Here is a 24,633-nt window from a genome sequence, read left to right on the forward strand (position 1 = left end):
ATAAATCACCTCGTACAATGGGCTTCAGTCGCCCATTTGTTCTTTTAATTTATCGATAAAATCTATTTCCTTTGGATCTTTGTTGTTAAGGATCGCAAGATAAGCGCTTGCATAATCTCCCAGCATTATATGTGAAAGTGTATGCTCAAGGAAAGAATCGCCTTGTGGCCAAATTTCTGTAACTCCTGCTACTTTTTCCTTTAGAATATCTCTTGTTATTTCTATACGCTTTTTCATGCGCTCGCTTTCATTAGGAGACCTTAATATTATTATTTCAAGCATCTTTAAAAGATCCATATCGCCTTCGTATCCCATAATTTCATTGTGATCCAGCTCGGGAAACGCATTGAAGAAGGCCGGATGTTTTGCGTTTTCATTCATCTGCCCTTTCCATCTTGCCGCAACAACATCTGTCAAATTTGCAGTGCCATAGATCACAGGAATCTTGCCAAATAATTTTCTTGCCAATTGTTTTGCAGGATTATTTTTTTCTGGCGTTTTTGGGGAATAATCGTCTCGCATTTTTTTCAAAAGACTTATTGGCTTTTCAACATTCGCAGCCCCGTCAATTTCTATACCCATAGCTTGAAACAACATTAAAATTGGAAAGAGAGAAAATCCTAAAGCAGCTCTTGGAGGAAGGCCTGCCGGGACTACAATTGCAGGGATGTTGTCTGCATCAGCCTTTTCCTTTAGTTTTCCGCCTGTTGTAATTACTGCAATTTGAGCTCCTTTTGCTTTTGCCTCATCATATGCAGCCAGCGTTTCTTCGGTATTGCCCGAATAACTCGATGCAATAACAAAAGTCTTGTTTCCTACGAAACTTGGCATCGTATAATCTCTGTTTACGATTATAGGAATAGAAGATTTTTTAAAAGCAAGCATCCTTACCAAATCTCCGCCAATGGCAGAACCTCCCATTCCCGTTATGACTATATTTAAAACATTCTCAAACTGAATCTTGGAAGTAACATCCTTTGCAATATTTACAGCTTCCAGACAATGATCAGGAAATTTGTATATAAGGTCAAACATCCCGCCTTTATCTAATTCGCCTATAAGTTTTAAATCATCCAACATAACTTTGTACCTCCTTTGGTTCTTAATCTTCTTGTTTATTCTTGCTGATTTCTTCTATAAGCCGCTTGCTAAATTCCAAAGCGGCGTTGTATCCCAGTGCCTTTAAACGAAAGTCCATTGCGGCTACTTCCAAAATAGCGGCAAGATTTCTTCCCGGCCTGATTGGAATTGTTTTCTTTGTTATGTATGAATCTAAAATCTTTGTTTTTTCTTCTTCAAGTCCCAGTCTATCTCCTTCTTGGTATTTCTCCCATTCCACTAATTCGATTACCATTTCAATTTTTATATCGTTTCGTATGCTGCCTGCTCCAAAAATAGTTCTTACATCAATAACTCCGAGTCCCCGCACTTCCAAGAAGTGTCTTATAAGTTTTGGCGCCGTACCTATTAAAACTCCTTCAGTTGATTGTTTTATTTCTACGGCATCATCTGCTACCAAACGATGTCCTCGTTTTATAAGTTCTACAGCCGTCTCGCTTTTACCTATGCCGCTTTCGCCGATAATTAATATGCCAATTCCGTATATGTCAACTAATACCCCGTGCATAGTAGTGCGCGGCGCAAGTTCGCTTTCAAGAAAATCTGTCAGCCTACTCATAAATAAAGTGGTGGCAGTATGGGTTCCGAGTACCGGCTTATCACTTTTTTCAGCAATTGTAATAAGCTCAGGAGGCGGAACAAGACTGCGTGTTATTATAACGCAAGGTATATCATATGAAAAAAATTTCTCTAAACGACTTTTTCGAACATCCTCAGGCAAGCCTTCAAGATAGGATATCTCAGTTCTGCCCAAAATCTGCACCCTGTCATAAGCAAAATAATCGAAATAGCCGGTAAGCTCTAAACCCGGTCGGTTTAAGTCTGCTACTGTAATATCGGGCATTTTTGTCGTATTTACAATAATATCCAGTTTTAATTTTTCTATAATGTTTTTCAGGTTTATCTTTTGTCTTGTGTCGTCCACTGTTTTGCTCCTGATTTACAAATTTTTAAATACTATTATATATCTACTCACCATTTTCGCTGTAGTTTATAAGGTAGGCACTGCGTTCCAAAAATTTATCCCACGGGGTCCAACCGGATTCTGAATCAACTCCTTTGTTAAGGAGGTTGTAAAATTGGTTTAACTTAGCGCTCACCAGATCCCCATAAAAGAGTGCAAAAGCTTCTATCGTCTTTGGAACTTCAGGGCTTCCCCATTCTCTTTCACCATGATGAGAGATTATCATATGACTTAGTGCCAGTTGAAGCTCCGGCGGGAAGTTAGGTATTTCGCGAATTTTTTCATCTATCATTTCTTTTCCAATAACCAAATGACCGATAAGTTTGCCAATATCTGTCATATTAAAAGAAATGCTGGAGAAGTTATACTCTTTAATCTTGCCGATATCATGAAGCAGGGCGCCTGTAATTAAAAGATCTCTGTTTATTGTATCCTTATAATTCGATGCGATAAGCTCGCAAATTTGAACGACTTCCAGACTATGTTCTAGAAGGCCGCCAATATAGGCATGATGAATTGTTTGTGCCGCTGGGCAATTTATAAAAGCAGAGTATATTTTTCTGTCGCTAAAAATTGATATCAGAAGTTTTTTAAGATATGAATTTCCAATAGATTGGACAATTGCATTAAGCCTCTTTGCCATTTCTCTGCGGTCTTTCTCAGTTGTTTGTTGAAACAGAGCAAGGTCAATAGCTCCTTCGTATTTTTCTATGCTTGTTATGTTTATTTGAAGACCGTTATATTCTGTTATATAACCCTCGACCAGCACCACATCCCCTTCATTAAATAAATCAATTATATCCTCGACGCCTTCCCAAAGTCTTGCTTCAATAGTGCCTGTGCAGTCACCTAAAACTAATTTCATAAACTGGCCAGGGGCTTTTGAACTTGAAGGAGAGTAATTCGCTAAACTTTTCTTTACCACACCGAACAAATCTTTTACTTTATCTCCAACCTTTAGATCTTTTATGAACTGTTTTTCCATTTCAACCTCCGAAGGCACATAAGAAATGTGCCGCTTGATACAATAAGATTATAGCACAAGTTAGTTTATTTAAAAAGAAAAAGTCGAAGCGATTACATTTCGCTTCGACTTTTTCTTTAATTAACTCCAAACCTGTTTTAAGACCCTGAGAGCATTCCCGCTGATAACTTTTTCTATATCTTCGTCAGAATACCCGTGTTTTACTAGCCACCTTATAATATTCCAAGATCCTTCTGTTGGATTTTCGAGACCTTTAACATATTTTACTTCTTCATATTCTGCATTAATATTACTCGTCTCTTTCTTGGATAGATTTGCGGAGTAAACATTATGCAAAGCTACGTGGTCTCCATATAGAGAATCTGTTCCAAAAGATACGTGCTCAATTCCAACAAGATTTGCGATATACTCAAAGTGCTCCATTACTGATTCAATATCATGTGTCATATGCGTTTTTGTCATTGTGGTATGCGGTGCGGCTTCCACTCCGACAACTCCACCTTTTTCTGCAATAGCTTTTATTAAATCATCATGAAAAAGTCTTTTACTGTCCCATAATGCTCTTGCCCCGCAATGACTGGCGATTATAGGCTTTTGAGAATACGTAACTGCGTCGTAAGCAGTTTTTGGTCCGCAATGAGATACGTCAATGAGCATTCCCACTTTATTCATACGTTCCACGGCTGCTTTGCCAAATTTTGTTAGACCACCATCATTATCTTCTTTAAGACCATTACCAAGAGCATTTGACTCAGAATAAGTAATTCCTAGTTGCCTTACACCAAGGCCATAAAGAATATCAATCCTGTCTAACTCGTTTTCAATAGGAGCAGCGCCTTCAACTACGGCGACCCATGCAATTTTTCCTTCTTCATGCGCCTTATAGATATCTTCAACTCGTTTGCAATGAATTAAAAAATCTTGATGGGCGATATCACATAATCGCATTCCTAAATCGTGAATTATGTCTTGCCATTTCCAACCCGCTTTGGATGAAATTGTATTTGTTCCATCCATCATATTATCAAAAACACAGTCTATGCAAGAATGAGATAATGCTTCATATGCGCAAAACTCTCTTCCTGCTGTATTATACTCCGGAGTTTTCGACATATCCTTTGGAAATAAAGTAGGATGTTCATGCAAAGCAATAAAAATCTTTTCTTTTGCTAACCTTTGAACTCTTTCTTCCTGGGTTTCATCGAGTGGCACTAAATAACCGCCTGTCCAATTCCAATCAACAAACTCGAAATCTTGATAATCCTTGCCTGGCTCTAAATAAGAATAAGCCTTATAACCCTTATATGCTGTTTTTATTCCCAATTGCAAGTCACCTCTTATTATTTTTTGTAAACTTTAACAATATCTTTTGCTGCCAACAAGCCATAAAGACCCGGTGTCAGATCCCAGCCTTCAAAATCTTTTGAATAACCATAAGCATTAGTTCTTACAAACAGGTTTATTGACGGCAGTTCTTCTACAAATTCTTTTTGAAACTCATTCATAATTTCTATGCGCTTTTCGTAACTGATTTCCCTCTCAGACATGTCAAGCAGCTCATCAATTCTCTCATTCTTATAACCCATAAAGTTTAGTGCCGCATCTGATCTGTAGATTGTACCTAAAGAGGAATCCGGATCGTCGATTACGCCCCACTCAATTAGATTAATATCGAAATTGCGTTGCTTTACCACTCTATCTGTATACGTTGCAGGATCTACAGGTTTAAGGTTAATAGCAAATCCGGCTTTTTCAGCATTTGCCTTAACTATATTTACCATAGCATCTACGTTTGCTGTAGTAGTTCTGTAAATAAGCTCAAATTCGAGTTTTTTTCCATTTTTCTCCATTACGCCGTCTTTGTTCATTGTATAGCCTGCATCTGTTAAGACTTTTTTTGCACCTTCGATATCAAATGCCGGAAATTTAATATTTGATTTTACCAAATCCTTATATACAGGTGAAATAGGTGTTTCCATCTTTATTGCGCCGCCTTGCAATGCAGTATTAACAAGCGCATCGCGGTCAATTGTCATTGCAAAAGCTTTTCTTACATTTTTATCTGCCAATAGTTCGTTCTTATAGTTAAAGCTTATATAGCCATAACCTAGGGAGTTAACCTTCATTATGCCAAACTTATCAGGTGATGCCTCCAATTGTTTTTGTGATGCTATTGGCATTGCAGAGCCGGATACGTGAACTTCGCCATTTTTCATGGCAAGCACAAGTGCATTTGGATCCGGAAAAATTCTGAAAGTTATAGTTTCGAGATATGCTCCAAGGCCATCATTTGCAAGCGGCCAATTAGGAACTCGTTCAAAGGTATAATATTCACCTTTTTTATATTCTTTCAACTTAAAAGGTCCATAACCGGTTCCATCATAATCAAAGTTCATTGGATCTTCCACGTTTTCGAATATGTGCTTTGGCATTATGTTAATCCAAAAACCTGTCTGGCTGAGAAAATTCACCTGTGGTTTAGATAAGTAATATTTTACTGTGGTATCATCTATAACTTCGACTTTTTCTACAGCTGCGAACATATCCGCCCCATGTCCAAGAGACTTCTCTCTTGTATACTCGCATGTAAAAGCAAGATCTTCTGCGGTAAATGGTGTTCCATCATGCCATGTAAGACCGTCATGAATTGTTACAGTGTAAACCTTGGCATCATCGCTTACTTCATAATCTTTCAATATATACGGAACCTTTCTTGCTTGATCGTCTGTAACCATAATAGGCGGTACGATTAGATTTGCTATCAAAGAGGAATTTAAGTCATTTGAAACCCATGGCGCAATACTATAAGGATCTCCTGCAAGTCCGACAACTAAATCGCCGCCAACTTTTGGTTCTGACTTTTCTGTTTCGCTACCACCTGTTTTTTCTGCCGGTTGAGATTGGCCGCCTCCGCATGCTGTGACAAGTATTGCTAAAACAATGGTAAAAACCAATAAAGAAACTAATTTACCTTTTTTCATCTTCTTCCTCCTAAAAATTATTTTAATTGTTTCTTCTTAACACCTTGCCTGCAAAAGGCCGTTTTAGCTCTCCTTTGTCTAATGCAAGCTTCCCGTTTACAATTACGCTGTCAACACCTGAAGCCATGGTAAGAGGTTTTCGATAATCTATCTCTTCTGGAGAAGGATAGCTATAGGAATCTAAATCAATTACAGCTATGTCTGCAAAATTTCCTTCTTTTAATTCACCTCTTTTCTTGATATCAAAATGTTTTGCAACCATTGAAGTATTTCTGCGGACAATTTCTTCGAGAGGTACATTCTTTTTAAGATACATTTTCATAAATATTGGGAAACCACCTCTTCTCTGAAGTTCATACCAATCGTAAGGATCTTCTATATCTCCCATAATTTCATCTGTGCCTACGCAAACATAAGGATTTTTTACGATTGTTTCGCAATGTCCGTCGGCAGGAAAATCAGTTCTTGATGGTCCTCCAAGCCAGAATACATAATTTTTATCATCTGCCAACAAATCTAGCATAGTTTCATCTGGATCTTGGTTTCTTTCCTTTGCAATATCTGCTACAGATCTTCCTTCAAGGCTGGGATCTTCTGACAATATTACAAATTTGTCTGATTTATCTCCTGCAAAAATATAAGCATCTTTTTTTATCATTTCTCGGCCTTCAGGTGTTTTTAAAGCAGCTTTTACTCCTTCTATGCCGCTTGCGAAAAGTTCATCGGAAACCGCCATAACAAATTGCAGCAATCGCGATTTGCTAGTACAATGTCCTGTGCTTCTTGGGATAGTGTCTGCTAAAATTCTCATTCCTTCTTCTTCAGCCGCTTTTCTAACCAGCTCAAATGCTTCCGGACATGTAGGTTTCAAGTGAGAAACCTGTATTTTTACTCCGGATCGCCTTCCCACCTCTATGAATTCTTCAGTTGCTTCTTTTATCCCTATATAGTGGCGAAGATGTGCAGCTGCAACACCGTCGTAATCTCTTACAATTTTAGCTACTGATACTAATTCGTCTAAATCAGCATACCTGCTAGGCACGTAATCCAAGCCAAATGATATGCCCCACATGCCTTGTTCTAGATTGTGCCGCATTATATTCTCTATCATTGCCGCTTCTTCTTCAGTCGGCGGTCTGTCATGAGCTCCATTCATCACCGACCATCGTATCGTACCATGTCCCAAAAGTGTCGCAAAATTTATATTCGTACCTTTTTCCTCTACTGCTTTTGCATAACCATCAAAATCTTGCCACTCAGGAAACCTAGTTAAATAATCATTTCTTTGTTTTGTGCTAATTAATCCATTTCCCCAATAATAGTTTAAAATATTTTCCCTGGGACCCGGAACTATTGAATGACCGCAATTTCCATTGACCACTGTGGTCACCCCTTGTCTTAAGAACAATTCGTAGGACCCATCTATAAAACATACCCATTCCTCATGAACATGAGGATCTATGAAACCGGGGATAACTATTTTACCTTTTGCATCAATCTCAGTTAATCCTTTTTCATTAATTTCTGCTTCTATTTTGCAAATCTTCTCTCCGATTACACCTATATCGCTTTTAAAAGCCTCTCTACCACTTCCGTCAACTACTAAGCCATTTCTAATTATTACATCATACAACTTTATGCCCCCTTATCTACTTTTTATTAATTTTGGGATTTAGAATCTCATTAATACCTGTGCCTAAAATATTAAAGCTAACCACATAAAAAACTATGAACACGCTAGGCCAAAACCACCACCACCATGGATTCGGAGTGTCGATAACTGCTCCCGCATCCCATGCCTTTTTTAGAATGGTGCCCCATGACCATGTTGTCGGATCTCCTAATCCTAAAAAGCTTAAACCGGATTCAGACAGCACCGCAGTTGCCATAACAAGTGTAATATTTACCAGCACCGGTCCCATAACATTTAGTAATATATGTTTAAATATTATACTATATTGGGGTATGCCCAGGCACTTCGCAGCCTCAATAAACTGCATTTCTGAAATCTTCAATGTTGAATTTCTGGTTACTCTAGCTAGAGAAGGCCATGAAAATATTCCTATGACTATTGCTACATTAGTGATGGAAGAACCAACAACTGCTGCTATTACTATCATCAAAGGCAGAACCGGAAGAGTAAGGAATATATCAATAATGCTGTCTATTATAGAACCAATAAAGCCCTTTTTATAGCCTGAAATCAGTCCTGCCGGAACGCCAATAATTATAGCTACACCTACTGCTATTGCTGATACGTAAAGTGAAGTTCTTGCTCCCCATATTACTTCTGCCAATATATTTAAACCAAGATTATCAGTTCCAAAAGGATAATTTATTGAAGGAGGTAAAAGAATATCCGGACCGTAGCCTTTTGGTTGTTCGATAATAGCAGGGGCAAACAAACCTAGAATTATAATAATAGCAACGCCGATAAGGCCAGCTAGTGCTAAGCGATTTGAGATGAAATATTTAAAAAAACTCCTTCTATTCTCCACAATTCTTAACCTCCCAACTTAATGCGCGGATCTAGCCAGGCAATTATAAGATCTGTAATTATGTTCATAAAAACTACGCTTACTGCAAGTATTAGGAAGGCCCCCTGCAATACAGGATAATCCATAGCAGAAACAGAATCGTAAATCAAGCGTCCTACCCCCGGCCAAGCAAAAATAGTTTCTGTCATTACGGCACCGCCTACCATCGTACCCATCATAAGACCTGTTACAGTAACCGTAGGAATAAGTGCATTTTTTAAAGCATGGTGCTTTATAACCAGAGGTTCATTTAGGCCCTTTGCATAAGCGGTTCTTATATAATCTTCACCAAGTACATCAATCATGCTATTTCTCATATATAATACTATGCTAGCTACATTAGAACAAAAAAGCGTAAGAGAAGGAAGAACGGAATGTCTAGCCACATCTATATAATAAGCAATACCCTGTTTTGGAGGAGGTGTATAAGCACCTCCCGTGGGAAACAATTTAAGAAAATAAGCGAAGATGTATAAAAATCCAAAAGCCAGAAATGGGACAAATACCGATATACCCAAGGTTACTAAAAAATTTATTAATTTGTCTGCAAATTTGCCTTGCTTTCTAGCTGCATACACTCCAATTGGTATTCCTATAGCAAGAGAAAGAATGACCACCGCGAACAGCAGTAATAAAGTCCAGGGCAATTTTTGCATTAAAACATCAATAACCGGTTGTTGATTTTTGAATGACAATCCTAGATCGCCATGAATTAGTCCTTTTAGAAACATGAAATATTGCTCAGGTAAAGACTTGTCGAGTCCAAAGCGTTTGATCATTTGGGCCTGAACTTCAGGACCCATCTTTGGATCGATTAGTATGGAAACGGGGTCAGCAGGCATGAGACGCAAAATAAAAAATGTTATTGTAACAGACACTATTATTGTTAAAAGGCCTTTAGACATTCGTCTAAATAAAAAACTTCCCATTATTCACCTCTCCCTTGACTACCCTCGATAAAATGGCAGCGAACATAATGGTTTGGCATTACTTCCTTAAGTTCCGGATGCTTTTCTTTGCATATATCTTGAACTTTAAAACATCTGGTGGAAAATCTACAACCAGAAGGCGGATTAACTGGACTTGGAATGTCGCCCTCTAATATAATTCGTTTTTTTGATGCTTTGGTTGTGATTTCTGGTATAGCCGAAATGAGGGCTTGGGTATAGGGATGTAAAGTATTTTCGAAGAGAAATTTTGAGGGAGCCATTTCCATAATTTCGCCTAAATACATAACCATAATTCTGTTACTTATATACTTTACTACAGATAAGTCATGTCCTATAAAAATATAAGTCAAATTCAGCTGTTTCTTTAAGTGATTAAACAAGTTTAAGACTTGAGCTTGAACAGAAACATCTAAGGCTGATACAGCTTCATCACAAATTAAAACATTAGGTCTTAACGACAAAGCTCTTGCTATTCCTACGCGTTGGCGCTGACCTCCAGAAAACTCATGGGGATACCTTTCATACATCTCAGGTTGCAGGCCAACTATTTTTAGCAATCTTTCAACTTCTGATCTAATTTCACTTTGCCCTTTAATAATTTTATGAGCTATAATGGGTTCTGCTATAGCATCTCCTATTTTAATTCTTGGATTTAAAGAAGCATAAGGATCCTGGAATACCATTTGAATTTCCCTAGAAACTTTGTTAAGCGTTGATTTCTGCCATCCAGTAATATCTTTATCTTTGTAAATAACCTTTCCACCGGTAGGTTCTATTAATCCCAATATCAATCTTGCAAGTGTTGATTTTCCGGAACCGGATTCGCCTACAATTCCTAAAGTTTCCGATTGAAGTAATTCAAAAGACACATTCTCTACTGCATGTACATATTTTGAAGGCTGAAGCCATTTTGTGCCTAAATCAAAATATTTAGTCAGATTTTCTACTTTGAGAATTGTTGAAGTCATCATTAGCCTCCTCACCTTCAAATTCAAGCCAGCACTGCACATAATGATTATTCATTAAACGTTTAGTCGGCGGGATATTATCTTTACATATATCTAATCTATATTCACATCTTGGAAAAAACCGACAACCTTTTTCAAAGTCTTCGATATTGGGCACAGTGCCTGGTATAGTATATAACTCTTTATCGCTGGAAACCATCGTTGGTATAGCTGCCATCAACCCCCTGGTATAGGGATGCTTCGGATTTTCTAGAATCGCCTCTAAGCTCCCTTGTTCTACTACCCTGCCAGCGTACATAACTACAACTTTATCGCATATTTCTGCAACTACGCCCAGATTATGGGTTACAACCATCAATGAGCCATTTTCTTTAAGTCGTTTCATTAAATCTAACACTTGAGCCTGAATAGTTACATCCAAAGCGGTAGTTGCTTCATCTGCAATAAGCAATTTAGGCTTACAAATAAGTGCCATTGCAATCATTACCCTCTGTCTCATCCCTCCGGAGAATTGATGGGGATATTGATTAACCCTTGCTTCCGGATTAGGTATACCGACTAGCTCAAGTTGCTGAATTACCTCTTTTTTGATGTCTTCTTCCTTAAGATTCGGAAAATGGATCTTTAGAACTTCTCCAATTTGAAACCCGATAGTTAATACGGGGTTTAAAGCCGTCATTGGTTCTTGAAAAATCATTGCAATTTCTCTACCTCTGATTTTTTGCATTTCTATTTCGCTCTTTTTAAGTAGATCAGTTCCTTTATAAAGGATTTCTCCTCCTTGAATGACGGCAGAAGTCGGCAGGAGGCCCATGATAGAAAGGCTAGTCATACTTTTGCCACAGCCAGATTCGCCAACAACGCCTACTGCTTTACCTTCTTCAATGCTAAAGCAAATATTGTCTAATAAATTATTAATCTGTCCTTTTTCGTTTCTAAAACCCATGCTGTAGTTTTTAAACTCAATAAGTTTAGACAAACTTTACTAACCTCCTGAATTAATTGAATAATTATATATTATTTATGCTATTCAATCAATTAGTATTTCAAGTGCTCTTTAATCTATTCGGCATTTTAACTAAAATATTACGCTTTTTTATAGTATTTGTCAAGGGTTGCATTGTTTTGGATATGGACTCAAGGGCTTAAAAAAATAAGCGCCGCTCATACTTTTTTTGAACCGGCGCTTTTGCTTATGTAGGTTTGGCAGTATCGTTTAGTCAATGGCTTTTAAGATATTATACGCTCTTTCGCATTTTCCGACTTTCCAATTCGAACAACTTTTGCATGATTTATACTGCATAATATATTCGGGAGGGTACTTAAATGTGTTACCTTCCTGATAGTCTTTACACATATTTGCTATAATAATAGTTTGTTCAGGACTCATGAGTATCTCCTCCATTAGGTTTTTGATACTATTATTATAGCACATTCATTATAATAATGTAACACTTTTTCTAGTAAACCATCTTTGCCATCATTTTGAACTATCTCATGTCTCTTACCTGTCATCCTGAGCATTAGCAAAGGATCTAAGGTGATTTCTAGCGTAATAAAACAAATATTGTTGCGCAAATCCTGCTAAATTGCCAAACTTTGACTCAGCGAAATTTTGAAGTTTCCTTATAGACACTTCTTTGCCATTAAAATATATATGTTCCAGCACTCTTCTTATCCATACATCTATGGGAAAGGCATCAAATTTTCTCATAGAATATAGCAATATACAATCGGCTACTTTTCTGCCGACACCCGGAAACCGTAAAAGCTCTTTTCTTGCCTCATCTGTGGAAAGTTTACCTAAACTATATATATCAACTTCTTTATTTGTTACCATTTTTGCAGTCTCTATAATGTATTTTGCCCTATAGCCGCATCTGGTTTCCTTAAGTTCATCACAAGAAAGGCTCGCCAATATTTCGGGTCCGGGAAAAGAATAATAGGTTTTTCCCTGAAATTCTAAAGGATTTCCATATTTTTGACATATATTTTCTATAGTATTTTTTATATTTCTTATTTGATTATTGGCAGAAATTATAAAAGAGATGGTGGTCTCCCAAGGGTCTTGGAATAAAATTCTATAGCCGCTGCAGTATAAGACCGCATCGGCTATTTCTTTGTATTTTAAAAGCTCATTTTCTATTTTTTTATAATCTCGCGCAAGATCAAAGTAATCAATAAGAAAATCTTTTACTTCTTCGTTTTTGTTTGATCTTACTATGAGTTTATCTCCATCCTGACAAACTTGCAGAACCCGGTCTCCCACTACACCGATGTAATTACAATCTTTAATATAATTCCAGCGGAAGGCCTGGCCGCCTTCCGCGATTATTTTGATATTAAATGGCATAATGTTTTCTATCGTAAGTTCGCTTCTATCTAGTATTTCTCCCACCGTATTACTTCCTTTAACGGTTTTTTGTTCCTTGTAACAACTTTATCGGAATACCCGAGAGATAAAAGGGATATAAGCATGTAATCCTCCGGCACATTCAAAAGCTCTCTGATAGCTTCGCTGTATGGTCTATTGTATCCTGCCACCCAGCAAGAAGCTATATCATAAGCCTTTGCGGCAAGCAAAATATTTTCGGTTGCGGCGCAGCCGTCTTCTATCGCATGATAAGCATCCTTCCTGCAGAAAACACTGATACAGGCACCGGCGTTTGCAATAAATTTGCCATATGTGGCAAGGCTAGCTATTTTTTCTTTTATCGGCTTTTCAGTGGTTACCACAAAAAGCCACGGCTGGATATTATTTGCACTGGGGGCAAGTCGACCGCAGTCTACTATATCCTCTAATATCTCCTTAGGTATAGGTTTAGGAAGATACTCGCGAACACTCCTTCGCTCTTTTATTACGCGAATCGCTTCATTCGTCAAAGATATCACACCCTTTACTAAATTTTTTTAACACCGATATTAGCCTTATGGCCATTGATATCCTGCTCTTTTGCAAAACTATCTGCCGGCGGTACTATTTTTTCAATAGCAACTGAGAGTGTATCGCTTTTTATTTCTTCTCCATGCACTTCAATTGCCTTATTTATTATATCATCCCCAACGCAATATAGGCAAATCTTGTCCTCTACTGCAAAACCCGCTTCTTTTCTCATATTTTGTACCTTGCTTACAAGTTCCCGGGCGATACCTTCCAGCATCAATTCCGGCGTTATGGTTGTATCTAAGACTACATAATAACCGCCTTCGCCTTCCGCACAGAAACCTTCTTTGTCCTGGGCTCGTACATCAAGTTCATTTTCTAGGATGGTTATATCCTGGCCGTCTATATTTAGCACTACTTGGCCCTCTGCCCTAGCCTTCCTTATAAGCTCTAAGGGCTCGGCAGTTGAAAGCTCCTTTGATATTTTAGACATGAGTTTTCCATATTTGGGTCCCAGTAAGTCAAAGCGCGGCTTTACAGTATAGGTAAAGTATTCTTCTGCTACATCAATATATTCTATCTCTTTGATATTCAGCTCATCCTTGATGATATCCGATAAATCTTCAATTAGCGTTTTATCAGCCGGATTTCTCAGCTGAACCATCATCTTTTGCAGGGGCTGTCGGTTCTTTATTTTCCCTTTATTTCGCGCAGCCCTGCCTAATTCCACAATCTTTCGCGCAAGTTCCATCTTGTGTTCAAGAGCTTCATCTATAAGCTCTTCTTTAACTTGTGGAAAATCGCAAAGATGAATGCTTATCGGTTCGTCGGGATACGGCGTCAACACCAGATTTTGATAAATTTCCTCAGTCATGAACGGCACAAAGGGTGCTGCAATCTTTATAAACGTTACCAGTGCCTCATAAAGCGTCATATATGCAGCTATTTTATCATCGTCCATACCAGACTTCCAGTAGCGTTCCCGGCAGCGCCGCACATACCAGTTGCTGATATCATCCACAAGAGCTTCTAATGTTCTTGCCGCATCGGTTATGTCCAAATCATCTAAGTTCTGGCGCACCTGTTTATTTACCGTATTAATTCTTGATAGCAGCCAGCGATCAATTTCTGCTCTGTTTTCTGGGCAAGAAGAATACTTTGTAGGATCGAACTCGTCTATATTAGCATAAAGTACAAAGAACGAATATACATTCCAAAGGGTGCCTAAAAAGCGCCGTTGGGCTTCGCTTACCGCATCTTGATAAAATCTGCTGGGGCTCCAGGGTGGACTTGCTACGTACAGATACCAGCGCATTGCATCTGCGCCCTGCTCATTGAGCACTTTCCAAGGATCTAATATATTCCCCTTATGTTTGCTCATTTTTATGCCCTGTTCATCTAAAATATGACCCATTACAAGAACATTTTTATAGGGGGATTTATCAAAAAGCAGGGTAGAAATTACTAAAAGACTGTAAAACCAACCGCGAGTTTGGTCAATGGCTTCTGATATAAAGTCTGCCGGAAAATGTGTTTTAAAATAGTCTTGATTTTCAAATGGATAATGAAATTGGGCAAAGGGCATTGAACCTGAATCAAACCAGCAGTCGATTACTTCAGGCACACGCTTCATATCACCACCGCATTTGGGGCATTTTAAAATAACTTCATCCACATAGGGCTTGTGAAGTTCGATATCCCCGATAGGTGTTTTGCTCATTTCTTTGAGTTCTTGTATACCTCCAACTGCGTGCTGGGAGCCGCATTCATCACAAATCCAAATATTTAGCGGAGTGCCCCAATACCTTTCCCGGCTGAGACACCAGTCAATGACATTTTCAAGGAAATTGCCAAATCTGCCGTCTCGGATGTGCTCCGGATGCCAATTTATTTCCTTGTTAATTTCAATAAGTCGTTCCCTTATTGCTGTAGTCTCGATAAACCAGCTGCTGCGGCCATAATACAAAAGCGGGGTATCACACCGCCAGCAAAAGGGATAGCTGTGCTTGTATTTTTCTGCTTTATATAATATGTTGCGATTTTTTAGGTCTTTGATAATGCCCTTATCTGCATCTTTTACAAATATGCCTGCCCACGGCACTACTTCCTCAGTAAACCTTCCCTGGGTATCTACCGGCTGCAGAGTAGGCAATCCATATTCATGTCCGATTCTCGAGTCATCTTCACCAAAAGCCGGGGCTATGTGGACTATGCCGGTGCCATCCTCTAAGGTTACGAAGTCTGCCATTACAACATAAAAAGCCCACTCTTTTTCTTTTTCGAAAAACGGAAATATTGGTTCGTATTTAAGTGATGCCAGTTCTTTTCCGGCAAATCTGTCTAAAATCTTGTATTCGCCATCTAAAACTTCTAGTCTGCCTTCTGCCAGAATATATTTTTCACCGTTTTGTTCTACTAAAACATATGTGTAATTATCTTTTACGGCAAGTGCCGCATTAGATGGCAGTGTCCAGGGTGTAGTAGTCCAAACAAGAAAATAGGTGTCTTCTTTGCCGGCTACGGGAAATTTGACAAAAACCGATGGGTCTTCCACTTCTTTGTAGCCTTGGGCTACTTCATGGCTTGAAAGCGAAGTTCCGCATCTCGGACAATAAGGAACCACTTTATTTCCTTTATATAGGAGGCCTTTTTTCCAAATTTCCTTAAGCGCCCACCACACAGACTCAATATAGGTATTGTGATAGGTGACATAAGGGTTGTCCATGTCTATCCAAAAGCCTACCCGTTCTGTCATTTTGCGCCATTCATTTTTATAAGTAAAAACGCTTTCTTTGCATTTTTTTATGAAATTTTCTACGCCATAGCTTTCAATTTGCGGTTTGCCGCTTATGCCCAGCTGTTTCTCGACTTCCAGTTCCACCGGCAATCCATGGGTATCCCAGCCGGCTTTTCTATCCACTCTGTAACCGGTCATTGTCTTGTAGCGCGGTATCAGGTCTTTTATAACTCGCGTAAGCACGTGGCCTGCATGAGGCATACCGTTTGCAGTAGGCGGTCCCTCATAAAACACATAGTTAGGAGCATCTTTTCTATTTTCGATGCTCTTTTTGAATATCTCTTCTTTATTCCAAAAATCAAGAACCTTTTCTTCGATTGGAACAAAATTCATTGTAGGTTCTACTTTTTTAAACATTCATATCCTCCTGTCTTAGCTATTAGATTTTGTGTGCTTCAATATCAAAAAAGAAACCCCGTCCGCAAAGGGACGAGATTTCTCCCGCGTTACCACCCAACTAGAAAAAAGGCTTTTCCTCTTTTCCTCTTATTTTAAATAACGGCACATACGCCGGCAGTTATTACTCCTTATCGTTTCACAACCGCACTCAGGGGTGATGTTCGGACGCTTGAGCCTGCCGGACTTACACCCTCTCCGGCTCGCTAAAAGGCTTTTCGGCGCTTACTGTCCCCTTCATCGCTTTACCTTGCTTTAATTGCATATTCACTTGTTTTTTATGATATAATATTTTATATACAATGTCAATAATCCTTGTATTCTCGCCTGCTCGATGAAAGGATTGGGCTGGATTCCATGGAAAAGTTTCTTTATAGTTTTTTGTGTGGTATAATATTTTTATCTATTTTACAAACAAATATAAATTTGACCTACCATTCACAGCCTTAAATCAGACATTTATAACTGATTTATTTAAGGCAGAAAGCAAAGGGAGGTTGCTATGTCAAACAAGAAAAGGGCAAAAAAGCGGAAGGTTCTTACTCTGCGCAACCTGTTTATTTTTTTTCTGGTCCTGCTTATTGCAGTATTTGGAACAGGTGTAGGGGTTTTTGCCGCATATGTAAAAGATGCTCCTGAATTTGACCCCAGTAAATTAAAACCCAGTGAAACATCGCTGGTATATGACAAAGATAACAATGTAATAGCAGAGCTGCACGGGGAGCAAAATCGAATACAGGTGCCGCTTGAAAAAATACCGAAGGATCTTGTAAACGCTTTTATAGCAATTGAAGACCAGTATTTTTATTCACACAAAGGCATAAATATCCGTTCAATTATAGGTTCTCTTTTTACAAATTTAACCCACGGAACTATCAAGCGAGGCGCCAGCACTATAACTCAGCAGCTGGTAAAAAGCGCTTTCTTGTCTCCGGAACAATCTCTTAAGCGCAAAGCTCAAGAAGCGTGGCTTGCTATTCAACTGGAACGGCGTTTTACCAAAGATGAAATTATGGAATTTTATTTAAATCAAATCTATTTCGGTCACTCAGCTTACGGTGTTGAGTCAGCAGCTGAGGTTTATTTCGGGAAAAGCGTGGAGGATATAGATTTGGCGGAGGCAGCCATGCTTGCCGGCATACCTAAGGGGCCTTCTTACTATTCCCCCTATCTTAATTTTGAAAGGGCTAAAGAGCGTCAGGAAATTATACTAAACAAAATGGCCGAATTGGGATTTATAACGCAGGAAGAAGCCGAAGCAGCAAAAAATGAAGATATAAAGCTTGCGGGTATTAAGGAATCAGAGGCAGATTACAAGGCGCCGTATTTCACCGATTATGTAATACAGCAGCTTGCTTCATACTTAGAGGAAGAGGAAGGACTTTCCGAAGCAGATGCTTATAACAAAATTTATACGGGAGGCCTGCAAATTTATACAACTGTGGATATGAAGGTTCAGGAAACAGCTGAAAAGGTGTTGGCAAACCCCAAGAACTACCCCTATTCTAAAGAAGATTCAAATGGTGTAGTTCAGCCCCAGGCTGCAGCGGTGATAATAGATCCTCATACAGGATATATAAGGGCGCTGGTAGGCGGGCGAGAGCATGAGAAAAAATTAGGCTTTAACAGGGCCTCGCAAGCATATAGGCAGCCCGGTTCAACTTTTAAACCAATTATGGTTTATACCGCTGCCATAGACATGGGTTATACGCCGGCAACTGTAATCGATGATTCGCCTGTATCTTTTTCATCAGGTTCAGGGGGAATATGGTCTCCTAAAAACTACACAAATACTTTTAGAGGTCTTACAACTATAAGAAAAGCCATAGCAGATTCGGTAAACGTTGTCGCAGTAAAAGTTTTTAATCAAATAGGTGTTGATAAGGGTATCGAATATGCTCAGAAGCTTGGTATAAAAAGCCTTATCTTAACTGGGAGCAAAAATGACAGACAGCTTTCTTCAGCTCTTGGCGGTATAACGAAGGGTGTAACACCACTGGAGCTTGTTTCTGCTTTTGGAACTCTTGCAAACGGGGGTATTCACGTAGAACCTGTTGCAATCTTAAAAGTAACAGACAAAACCGGCCGAGTTATATATGAAAATAAACCTAAGCAAGAAGTAGCGGTAAGCGAGCAGACAGCTTTTATTATGACTGATATGCTTCGAAGCGTTGTAAAGGAAGGCACAGGAACGCGTCTTGCAAACTTTCCTTACCCGGTAGCCGGAAAAACCGGCACTACCTCCGATGATAAGGATGTATGGTGGGTAGGCTACACACCGCATCTTGCAGGTGTAGTATGGATGGGCCATGATCAGCCTATAACTATGTCTAATGTGGCAGGTGGTTATCAACCGGCCCTTATGTGGAAACAAATAATGGCAGTTGCTCACGAAGGCCTTGCAAAAACCCAGTTTACAAAGCCGTCAGGTATCGTGGGGCCCATAGCTATATGTGTAGATTCAGGCAAATTGCCTGGTGAATTTTGTGCAAAAGATCCGCGAGGAAGCAGGATACGCAATGAATATTTTATAAAAGGCACCGAACCCACGCAGACTTGTGATGTTCATGTGGAAGAATTTGTTGATAGCTCTACCGGCCTTTTAGCAACACAGTTTTGCCCTGAAGAATTGGTTGTGCGGAAGGTATTTATAAAAAGACCGCCATATTCAGCATCTCCAACAGGGCAAATTCCTCTTGACGCAAAATATCAGCCGCCAACTGAGTCCTGCAATGTGCACACATCGGCGCCTGTACCGCCTGAAGAAAATGGCTCAGAGGAGACGCCACCGGATTCCGAAGATAACAACAGCTCAGGAGGAGGTTTGGAGGGGATACTGCCATCAAGGCCCACTGACAAAAATGGCAGCGGAGGCAAGAATGGAAATAACAAAAACGAAACAGAAGATACAGTCCAGTCACCTGAAAAGAAAAACTAAATATGTCTAGATTTTCTAAAGAGCCCAAGCATATCATTTGAAATGTTTGGGCTCTTTATTTTTATCGCTATCTACCCGCATAGCTGATGGATAAAAAATAACTTCAGTACCCGTTTACCGATAAGTTTGTAAAGAATGGCAAAAAAATAAGCCACCCGCGATGGTGGCCGCCAAAAAGTTTTGCGGTTGGCAATTTTTCTGAGCGTAAAACGGTTATCGGCAGTAAGCCTTTTAAAGGTTTACTTCAGACATTGTCAGCTGTGCTTCCTTTGCTTAAGATATTCATCTGAGTCTACCACAGATATATTATGTTGATAAAGATATGCCGCAGTAACTCCCATTCCATTTATAAGTTTTTTGCTAAAAGTCCCATCATATATACATTTTGAGCCGCATGATGGACTCTTGGATTTTAGTATGGCTTCTTTTGCCCCTATAATTTCCGCAAGTTTTAGAGTTTCGAAAGCACCTTTTAAAAAATTTTCTGTTACATCTAAGCCTTCCCTTGTAATAACTTTTGCGTTCCCATCTAAAACATCTGTGCCGTCTCCGCCCAATATTTCTGATGGGCAGCGCGGTGTTGCAAGACCTCCTGCCTGTTCGGGACAAAAAGGAACTGCAATTTTATTTTTTACCATATCACAGAAAACCTGATGAAAATTATTCTTTCCATCATATCGAGTATTTAGTCCTATTAGACATGCGCTTACAAGAATCATCTTCACAACTCCACCACCGTTACTCCGGAGCCGCCCTCATCAATATTTCCTAGTCTAAATGATTTTATATCCCGCCGATTTCTCAGCATCTCTGTTATTCCTTTGCGAAGTGCGCCGGTTCCTTTTCCGTGTATCAAGGTTACTCTTGGAATTCCGGCAATTTTTGCATCATCAAGATAACGGTCCACTTTTATAAGCGCTTCGTCCAAAGTTAAGCCCCTTAGATCTATTTCGGTTGAAATTTGGCGAGCTTTATCCATTGCAATTGACGAATAGCGGGATTTTTCTTCTTCCATTTCTCTCTCTTTAACAGGGATAAGGCTTGCCGTCGGGACACTTACCTTCATAACTCCTACCTGCACCATAGCAGATTTTGATGACTCATCAAGAGATAATATATAACCTTCTTGCCCTAAATTTGATATCCTCACTTTTTGACCCGGTTTTAATAATTTTCTGTAGTTTTTGCCGTTGCTTTCTATAACCTCGATCTTTGAATCTTGTAATTCTTCGCCCATTTCCCTAAGCCATGTCCGAGCTTCTTCAGCTGCTTGGCTTTTGATGTGGAGTTGCCTTTCGGCTTCGGCCTCTTTTAGGCTCCTGATAATCTGCTCAGCTTCTCTCTCGGTCTTATCAAGCATCAGGCGGGCTTTTTTTCTGGCGCTCTCAAGTATTTTTTCTTCTTGTATCTTAAGTTTTTGCTGTTCTTCTTCAAGCTTTTCGAGTTTTCTAGCGTATTCTGCTTTTAATGCCTTAAGTTCTTCTGTTTCTAATTCAGCCCTGCTTTTTTCTTGTTCTATATGTGTAAGCAAATCTTCCAGCTTAAGATTTTCTTCAGCCACCAGGCCCTTTGCAAGGTTAACAACTTCTTCCTTTAAACCCAAGCGTTTTGCTATCTCGAAGGCATTGCTTTTACCCGGAATCCCAATAGTCATTTTATAAGTAGGGCTGAGCGTGGCAAGGTCAAACTCCATACTGGCATTTTCTACGCCTTCTGTTGAAAATGCAAAGGCTTTAAGTTCGCTGTAATGGGTGGTCGCCAGCACTTTACTTCCCTTTTTATAAAGGTAGTTTAAAATAGCCATGGCAAGGGCAGCCCCTTCTGTGGGATCAGTTCCGGCTCCCAGTTCATCAAGAATAACAAGGCTTTTATCGTTTGCCAAATCAATAATTTCCTTTATGTTTTTCATATGTGAGGAAAAGGTGCTGAGGCTTTGCTCAATGCTCTGTTCGTCGCCTATATCTGCAAAAACCTCTTCAAATATAGAAATCTCAGTGCCTTCTTTGGCAGGCAAATGAAGTCCCGATTGGGCCATTAAGACGAAAAGTCCTACAGTTTTAAGTGCAACCGTTTTTCCGCCTGTATTAGGGCCCGTTATAATTAATATATTGAACTTATCCCCTAAAAATATGTCAAGGGGAACCGGATCGCCTTTTAGCAAAGGATGTCTACCCTGCAATATATTTATATAGCCTCTATTGTTAAATATGGGCTCTACGCCTTTTAGGGCTAAGCTGTATCTTGCTTTTGCCATAATAAAATCAAGGTGGGCAAGAGCATATAAGGTATCATAGAGAAAATCGGCATTTTCCTGTATTTTTTCAGAAAAATCCATCAAGATTCGTTCTATTTCATTTTTTTCTTCTGCTTCAAGCTGTCTAAGTTCATTGTTCATCTTCATTACCGCCATAGGCTCTATATATAAAGTAGCGCCGCTGGCAGATTGGTCGTGAATGACGCCGGGAATACTGCTTCGGAATTCTTGTTTTACCGGAACCACATATCTGTCCTGTCTTACTGTAACAATAGAATCCTGCAGTGCTTTTTGATAGTAAGGAGACGAGATAATCTCGTTTAACTTGTTCCGGATGTTTTGTGAAAGATTCTTTTTCTGTCTCCTGATTGAATTTAACTTCGGGCTTGCATCGTCAGCTATTTCATCTTCACTGATTATCGCTCGTTTTATTTTTTCTTCCAATGACAAAAATGTATGAAGCGAGTTTACTATCTCATCGATAATAGGGGTATCTTCTAATTTTTTCTTGTTCCAAATAGATTTTACCAGTCTAGATGTTTCCATGACTGATGCTATATCAAGGAGCTCTTTTGGTGAAAGCATCCCACCGACCTTTGCAAGGTTAAGGCTTCCGCGTATATCTCTTATACCATCCAAAGGCAAATCAGTGCCGGACCTTGTAACCGCCGACCCTTCGCTTGTCTCTTGTTGGAGTCTTTTTACGACTTGTTCATCTGAATAGGGAGCAAGTTTTTCTATTTCTTCCTTTGCAATATCTGAAATAGCATATTCGCTCAATATTTTTTTGATTTTATCATACTCTAGTATTGTTTCAACTTTTTTATTCATTTCTTCACCTTAAAAAATTTTAAAAGCTCATCAAGAGGCATGGTATTTGCAATATCCTTTTCTTCAAGCCAGCCGCGTCTTGCCGTCCAAACTCCGTATTTTATATCCTCCAATGCTTCCTTGTCGTGAGCGTCAGTATCTATAACCATTTTTATCCCCATCTCTTTTGCCTTTTGCGCCATCAAATCATTTAAATCAAGCCTGTCCGGTGATGAATTTATTTCAAGCACTGTATTGGTTGCAGCTGCCGCTTCAAGGATTTTGTCCATATCTGCTGCATACGGATCGCGTCTTCCCAAAATCCTGCCTGTAGGGTGGGCAATTATATCCACATGAGGATTTTGGCAAGCGGTAATTATTCTATTTGTAATGGTATCGGTATCCTGTTTAAATCCGCTGTGAATAGAAGCTATGACAATATCAAGCTTGCTTAAGACATCATCGCTGAAATCTAATGTCCCATCGCTTAGTATATCTACCTCTATACCTGTCAAAATATAAACTTCATCGCTTTTTTTGTTTATTTCTTTGATTGCGGCAATCTGTTCTTTTAGTTTTTCTTCATCTATTCCGCCTGCTATTTTTAATGACTTTGAATGATCTGTTATTGCAATATACTCATATCCTAATGATTTTGCCTTTTTGGCAATTTCTTTTATGGAGCTTATACCATCGCTGAAATTGCTGTGAATGTGGAGATCTCCTTTAATATCTTCGAGTTCCACTACTTCAGGCAATTTGCCGCATCTTGCGGCTTTGATTTCTCCCCTGCCCTCTCTCAATTCCGGTATTATATAGGGAAGGCCGAGTTTTTCATAAATTTGTATTTCGCTTTCTGGATAAAATATTTCGTTGCTATTTTTATTTAAAATTTTTGTTTCATCTAAATCATATCCCATAGTTTGGGCTAAACTTTGCAGCTCAGTATTATGATCTACGCTTCCTGTAAAAAACCTTAGTGCAGGATAGAACTCTTGCGGAGTTACAAGTATTAAATCTATTTTAGCTCCCATGTCATGTATTGCGCTAACAGTTGTAGCGCCGCGCTCTGTAATTTCGCTTATATGAGGTATTTTTGAAAAATCGTTTAAAACCGTCTCCGGAGTCGCTGTCGCTGCAATTATATCTATGTCTCCCACCATCTCTTTTTTTCGCCGCAGGCTGCCTACTACCTCTGCATCAGTAACTTCTTTCATGCTCGACAGAGAAGATACTACCTGATCGGCCACTAAGAGAGCAGTTGCAAGCAAAACCCTCCCTGCTCGGTTTTTCAGAGCTTCAACGCCTTTTAATATAGAAAGCTCAGTTTTTGTGCCTATGCCCGGGACCGTTCTAAGTTTTTTAGTACGAGCTGCCTTTTCCAGTTCTTCAATAGATGAAATTCCTAAAGTATCATGGATAACTTTTATCTTTTTTGCACCTAAACCTGGTATTTTAAGCATCTCTACAAGACCCGGTGGAATTTCTTTTTTAAGATTTTCATAGTAATGACAGGTGCCGGTTTCTAAAATCTCATAAATTTTATCAGATAAGGCTTTTCCTATACCTTCAATTTCTTGTAAGCGTCCTTCTTTTGCCATTTCTTCAATCTCTACCGGGAGATTTTCAATTGTGCGAGCTGCTTTTCTGTATGCCCTTATTTTAAAAAAATTCTCGCCTTTGATTTCCAGCATATCTGCTATATCATTAAAAATAAAGGCTACTTCAAAATTTCTCATCTCTCGTCAATCCTTCGTATCATCTGAATCAAATGTCGACAAGAACTCCTCATATTCTTCCCTGAGCCTAAAAAGTTCATCGGTAATATTAAGGGCTGCCAATACTGCGATTCGCGTTCGGCTAAGGTTCGGGTAGGTTTGGGAGAGCTTATACATTTCATCGTCCACATGTTTTGCAACTTTTTTAATGTATTCTTGGGATGCTGCTCCCTTTATGCAATAGTCTTCGCCGCTTATATTGACTTTGACTTTGCTTATCGGCCTATTTTCATTAGGCATATCCATCACCCTCAATCTTTATTTGCGCCGCT

At 39.1% G+C, this 24,633-nt stretch carries 19 protein-coding genes and 1 other annotated feature; of the genes, 1 reads left to right on the top strand and 18 read right to left on the bottom strand.

The features are described 5' to 3' along the window. Positions 1–24 precede the first annotated feature (24 nt). The 14 genes from BUE08_RS06195 to ileS all read right to left on the bottom strand — a co-directional run bounded on the left by BUE08_RS06195 (position 25) and on the right by ileS (position 16,542). Entirely contained in the window at positions 25–1,080 is a 1,056-nt protein-coding gene (locus BUE08_RS06195) for a bifunctional phosphoglucose/phosphomannose isomerase (protein WP_213951612.1), read from the bottom strand. A gap of 22 nt (positions 1,081–1,102) precedes the next feature. Beyond that, entirely contained in the window at positions 1,103–2,044 is a 942-nt protein-coding gene (hprK, locus tag BUE08_RS06200) for an HPr(Ser) kinase/phosphatase (protein ID WP_273038948.1), read from the bottom strand. A 43-nt stretch (positions 2,045–2,087) separates the two neighbouring features. After that, on the bottom strand, positions 2,088–3,068 hold the full coding sequence (locus BUE08_RS06205; RefSeq protein ID WP_213951610.1) for a 3'-5' exoribonuclease YhaM family protein: 981 nt from the start codon (positions 3,066–3,068) through the stop codon (positions 2,088–2,090). 120 nt (positions 3,069–3,188) lie between these two features. Further along, the gene (locus BUE08_RS06210; protein ID WP_059031696.1) at positions 3,189–4,385 is read right to left on the bottom strand and encodes a dipeptidase; all 1,197 of its coding nucleotides are present in this window, start codon (positions 4,383–4,385) and stop codon (positions 3,189–3,191) included. 23 nt (positions 4,386–4,408) lie between these two features. After that, positions 4,409–6,049 (bottom strand): ABC transporter substrate-binding protein, encoded by a 1,641-nt coding sequence (locus BUE08_RS06215; protein ID WP_213951609.1) that lies wholly within the window; start codon positions 6,047–6,049, stop codon positions 4,409–4,411. A gap of 22 nt (positions 6,050–6,071) precedes the next feature. Beyond that, a complete protein-coding gene (locus BUE08_RS06220; RefSeq protein WP_059031534.1) occupies positions 6,072–7,682 on the bottom strand; it encodes an N-acyl-D-amino-acid deacylase family protein in 1,611 nt (536 codons plus the stop codon). A 16-nt stretch (positions 7,683–7,698) separates the two neighbouring features. Next, positions 7,699–8,547, bottom strand: coding sequence for an ABC transporter permease (locus tag BUE08_RS06225; RefSeq protein ID WP_059031535.1), 849 nt, complete (start codon positions 8,545–8,547; stop codon positions 7,699–7,701). Positions 8,548–8,552: 5 nt separating this feature from the next. After that, positions 8,553–9,515, bottom strand: a complete 963-nt coding sequence (locus BUE08_RS06230) for an ABC transporter permease (protein ID WP_273038945.1) — start codon at positions 9,513–9,515, stop codon at positions 8,553–8,555. Further along, a complete protein-coding gene (locus BUE08_RS06235; protein ID WP_059031537.1) occupies positions 9,515–10,504 on the bottom strand; it encodes an ABC transporter ATP-binding protein in 990 nt (329 codons plus the stop codon). The genes BUE08_RS06230 and BUE08_RS06235 overlap by 1 nt, the downstream gene beginning before the upstream one ends. Then, entirely contained in the window at positions 10,467–11,483 is a 1,017-nt protein-coding gene (locus BUE08_RS06240) for an ABC transporter ATP-binding protein (protein ID WP_273038943.1), read from the bottom strand. Before BUE08_RS06240 ends, BUE08_RS06235 begins: the two co-directional genes overlap by 38 nt. 237 nt (positions 11,484–11,720) lie before the next feature. Further along, a complete protein-coding gene (locus tag BUE08_RS06245; protein WP_174221065.1) occupies positions 11,721–11,894 on the bottom strand; it encodes a hypothetical protein in 174 nt (57 codons plus the stop codon). Between the two features lie 114 nt (positions 11,895–12,008). After that, positions 12,009–12,902 (bottom strand): DNA-3-methyladenine glycosylase family protein, encoded by an 894-nt coding sequence (locus tag BUE08_RS06250; protein WP_286680593.1) that lies wholly within the window; start codon positions 12,900–12,902, stop codon positions 12,009–12,011. Continuing rightward, positions 12,887–13,387 (bottom strand): nitroreductase family protein, encoded by a 501-nt coding sequence (locus BUE08_RS06255; protein WP_213951606.1) that lies wholly within the window; start codon positions 13,385–13,387, stop codon positions 12,887–12,889. Before BUE08_RS06255 ends, BUE08_RS06250 begins: the two co-directional genes overlap by 16 nt. A 17-nt stretch (positions 13,388–13,404) precedes the next feature. Further along, complete coding sequence (gene ileS, locus BUE08_RS06260; RefSeq protein ID WP_286680594.1) at positions 13,405–16,542, bottom strand: isoleucine--tRNA ligase; 3,138 nt, start codon at positions 16,540–16,542, stop codon at positions 13,405–13,407. Between the two features lie 65 nt (positions 16,543–16,607). Next, positions 16,608–16,831, bottom strand: a binding site (T-box leader). Positions 16,832–17,083: 252 nt separating this feature from the next. Between ileS and BUE08_RS06265 the strand changes: the two genes are divergently transcribed. Next, the gene (locus BUE08_RS06265) at positions 17,084–19,519 is read left to right on the top strand and encodes a transglycosylase domain-containing protein (protein WP_286680595.1); all 2,436 of its coding nucleotides are present in this window, start codon (positions 17,084–17,086) and stop codon (positions 19,517–19,519) included. A 254-nt stretch (positions 19,520–19,773) separates the two neighbouring features. Here the strand turns inward: BUE08_RS06265 and BUE08_RS06270 are convergent, their stop codons facing one another. From BUE08_RS06270 to BUE08_RS06285, 4 genes are read right to left on the bottom strand one after another with little or no spacing between them, the layout of a single operon-like run. Then, entirely contained in the window at positions 19,774–20,238 is a 465-nt protein-coding gene (locus tag BUE08_RS06270; RefSeq protein WP_286680603.1) for a 2-thiouracil desulfurase family protein, read from the bottom strand. A 2-nt stretch (positions 20,239–20,240) separates the two neighbouring features. Next, on the bottom strand, positions 20,241–22,604 hold the full coding sequence (locus tag BUE08_RS06275) for an endonuclease MutS2 (protein WP_286680596.1): 2,364 nt from the start codon (positions 22,602–22,604) through the stop codon (positions 20,241–20,243). Beyond that, entirely contained in the window at positions 22,601–24,322 is a 1,722-nt protein-coding gene (polX, locus tag BUE08_RS06280; RefSeq protein ID WP_286680597.1) for a DNA polymerase/3'-5' exonuclease PolX, read from the bottom strand. The genes BUE08_RS06275 and polX overlap by 4 nt, the downstream gene beginning before the upstream one ends. A gap of 6 nt (positions 24,323–24,328) precedes the next feature. Continuing rightward, complete coding sequence (locus BUE08_RS06285; RefSeq protein ID WP_059031542.1) at positions 24,329–24,601, bottom strand: cell division protein ZapA; 273 nt, start codon at positions 24,599–24,601, stop codon at positions 24,329–24,331. Between the last annotated feature and the right edge of the window lie 32 nt (positions 24,602–24,633).

This window comes from Tepidanaerobacter sp. EBM-49, assembly GCF_001896645.1.
In the GTDB taxonomy this organism is placed as follows: domain Bacteria; phylum Bacillota; class Thermosediminibacteria; order Thermosediminibacterales; family Tepidanaerobacteraceae; genus Tepidanaerobacter; species Tepidanaerobacter syntrophicus.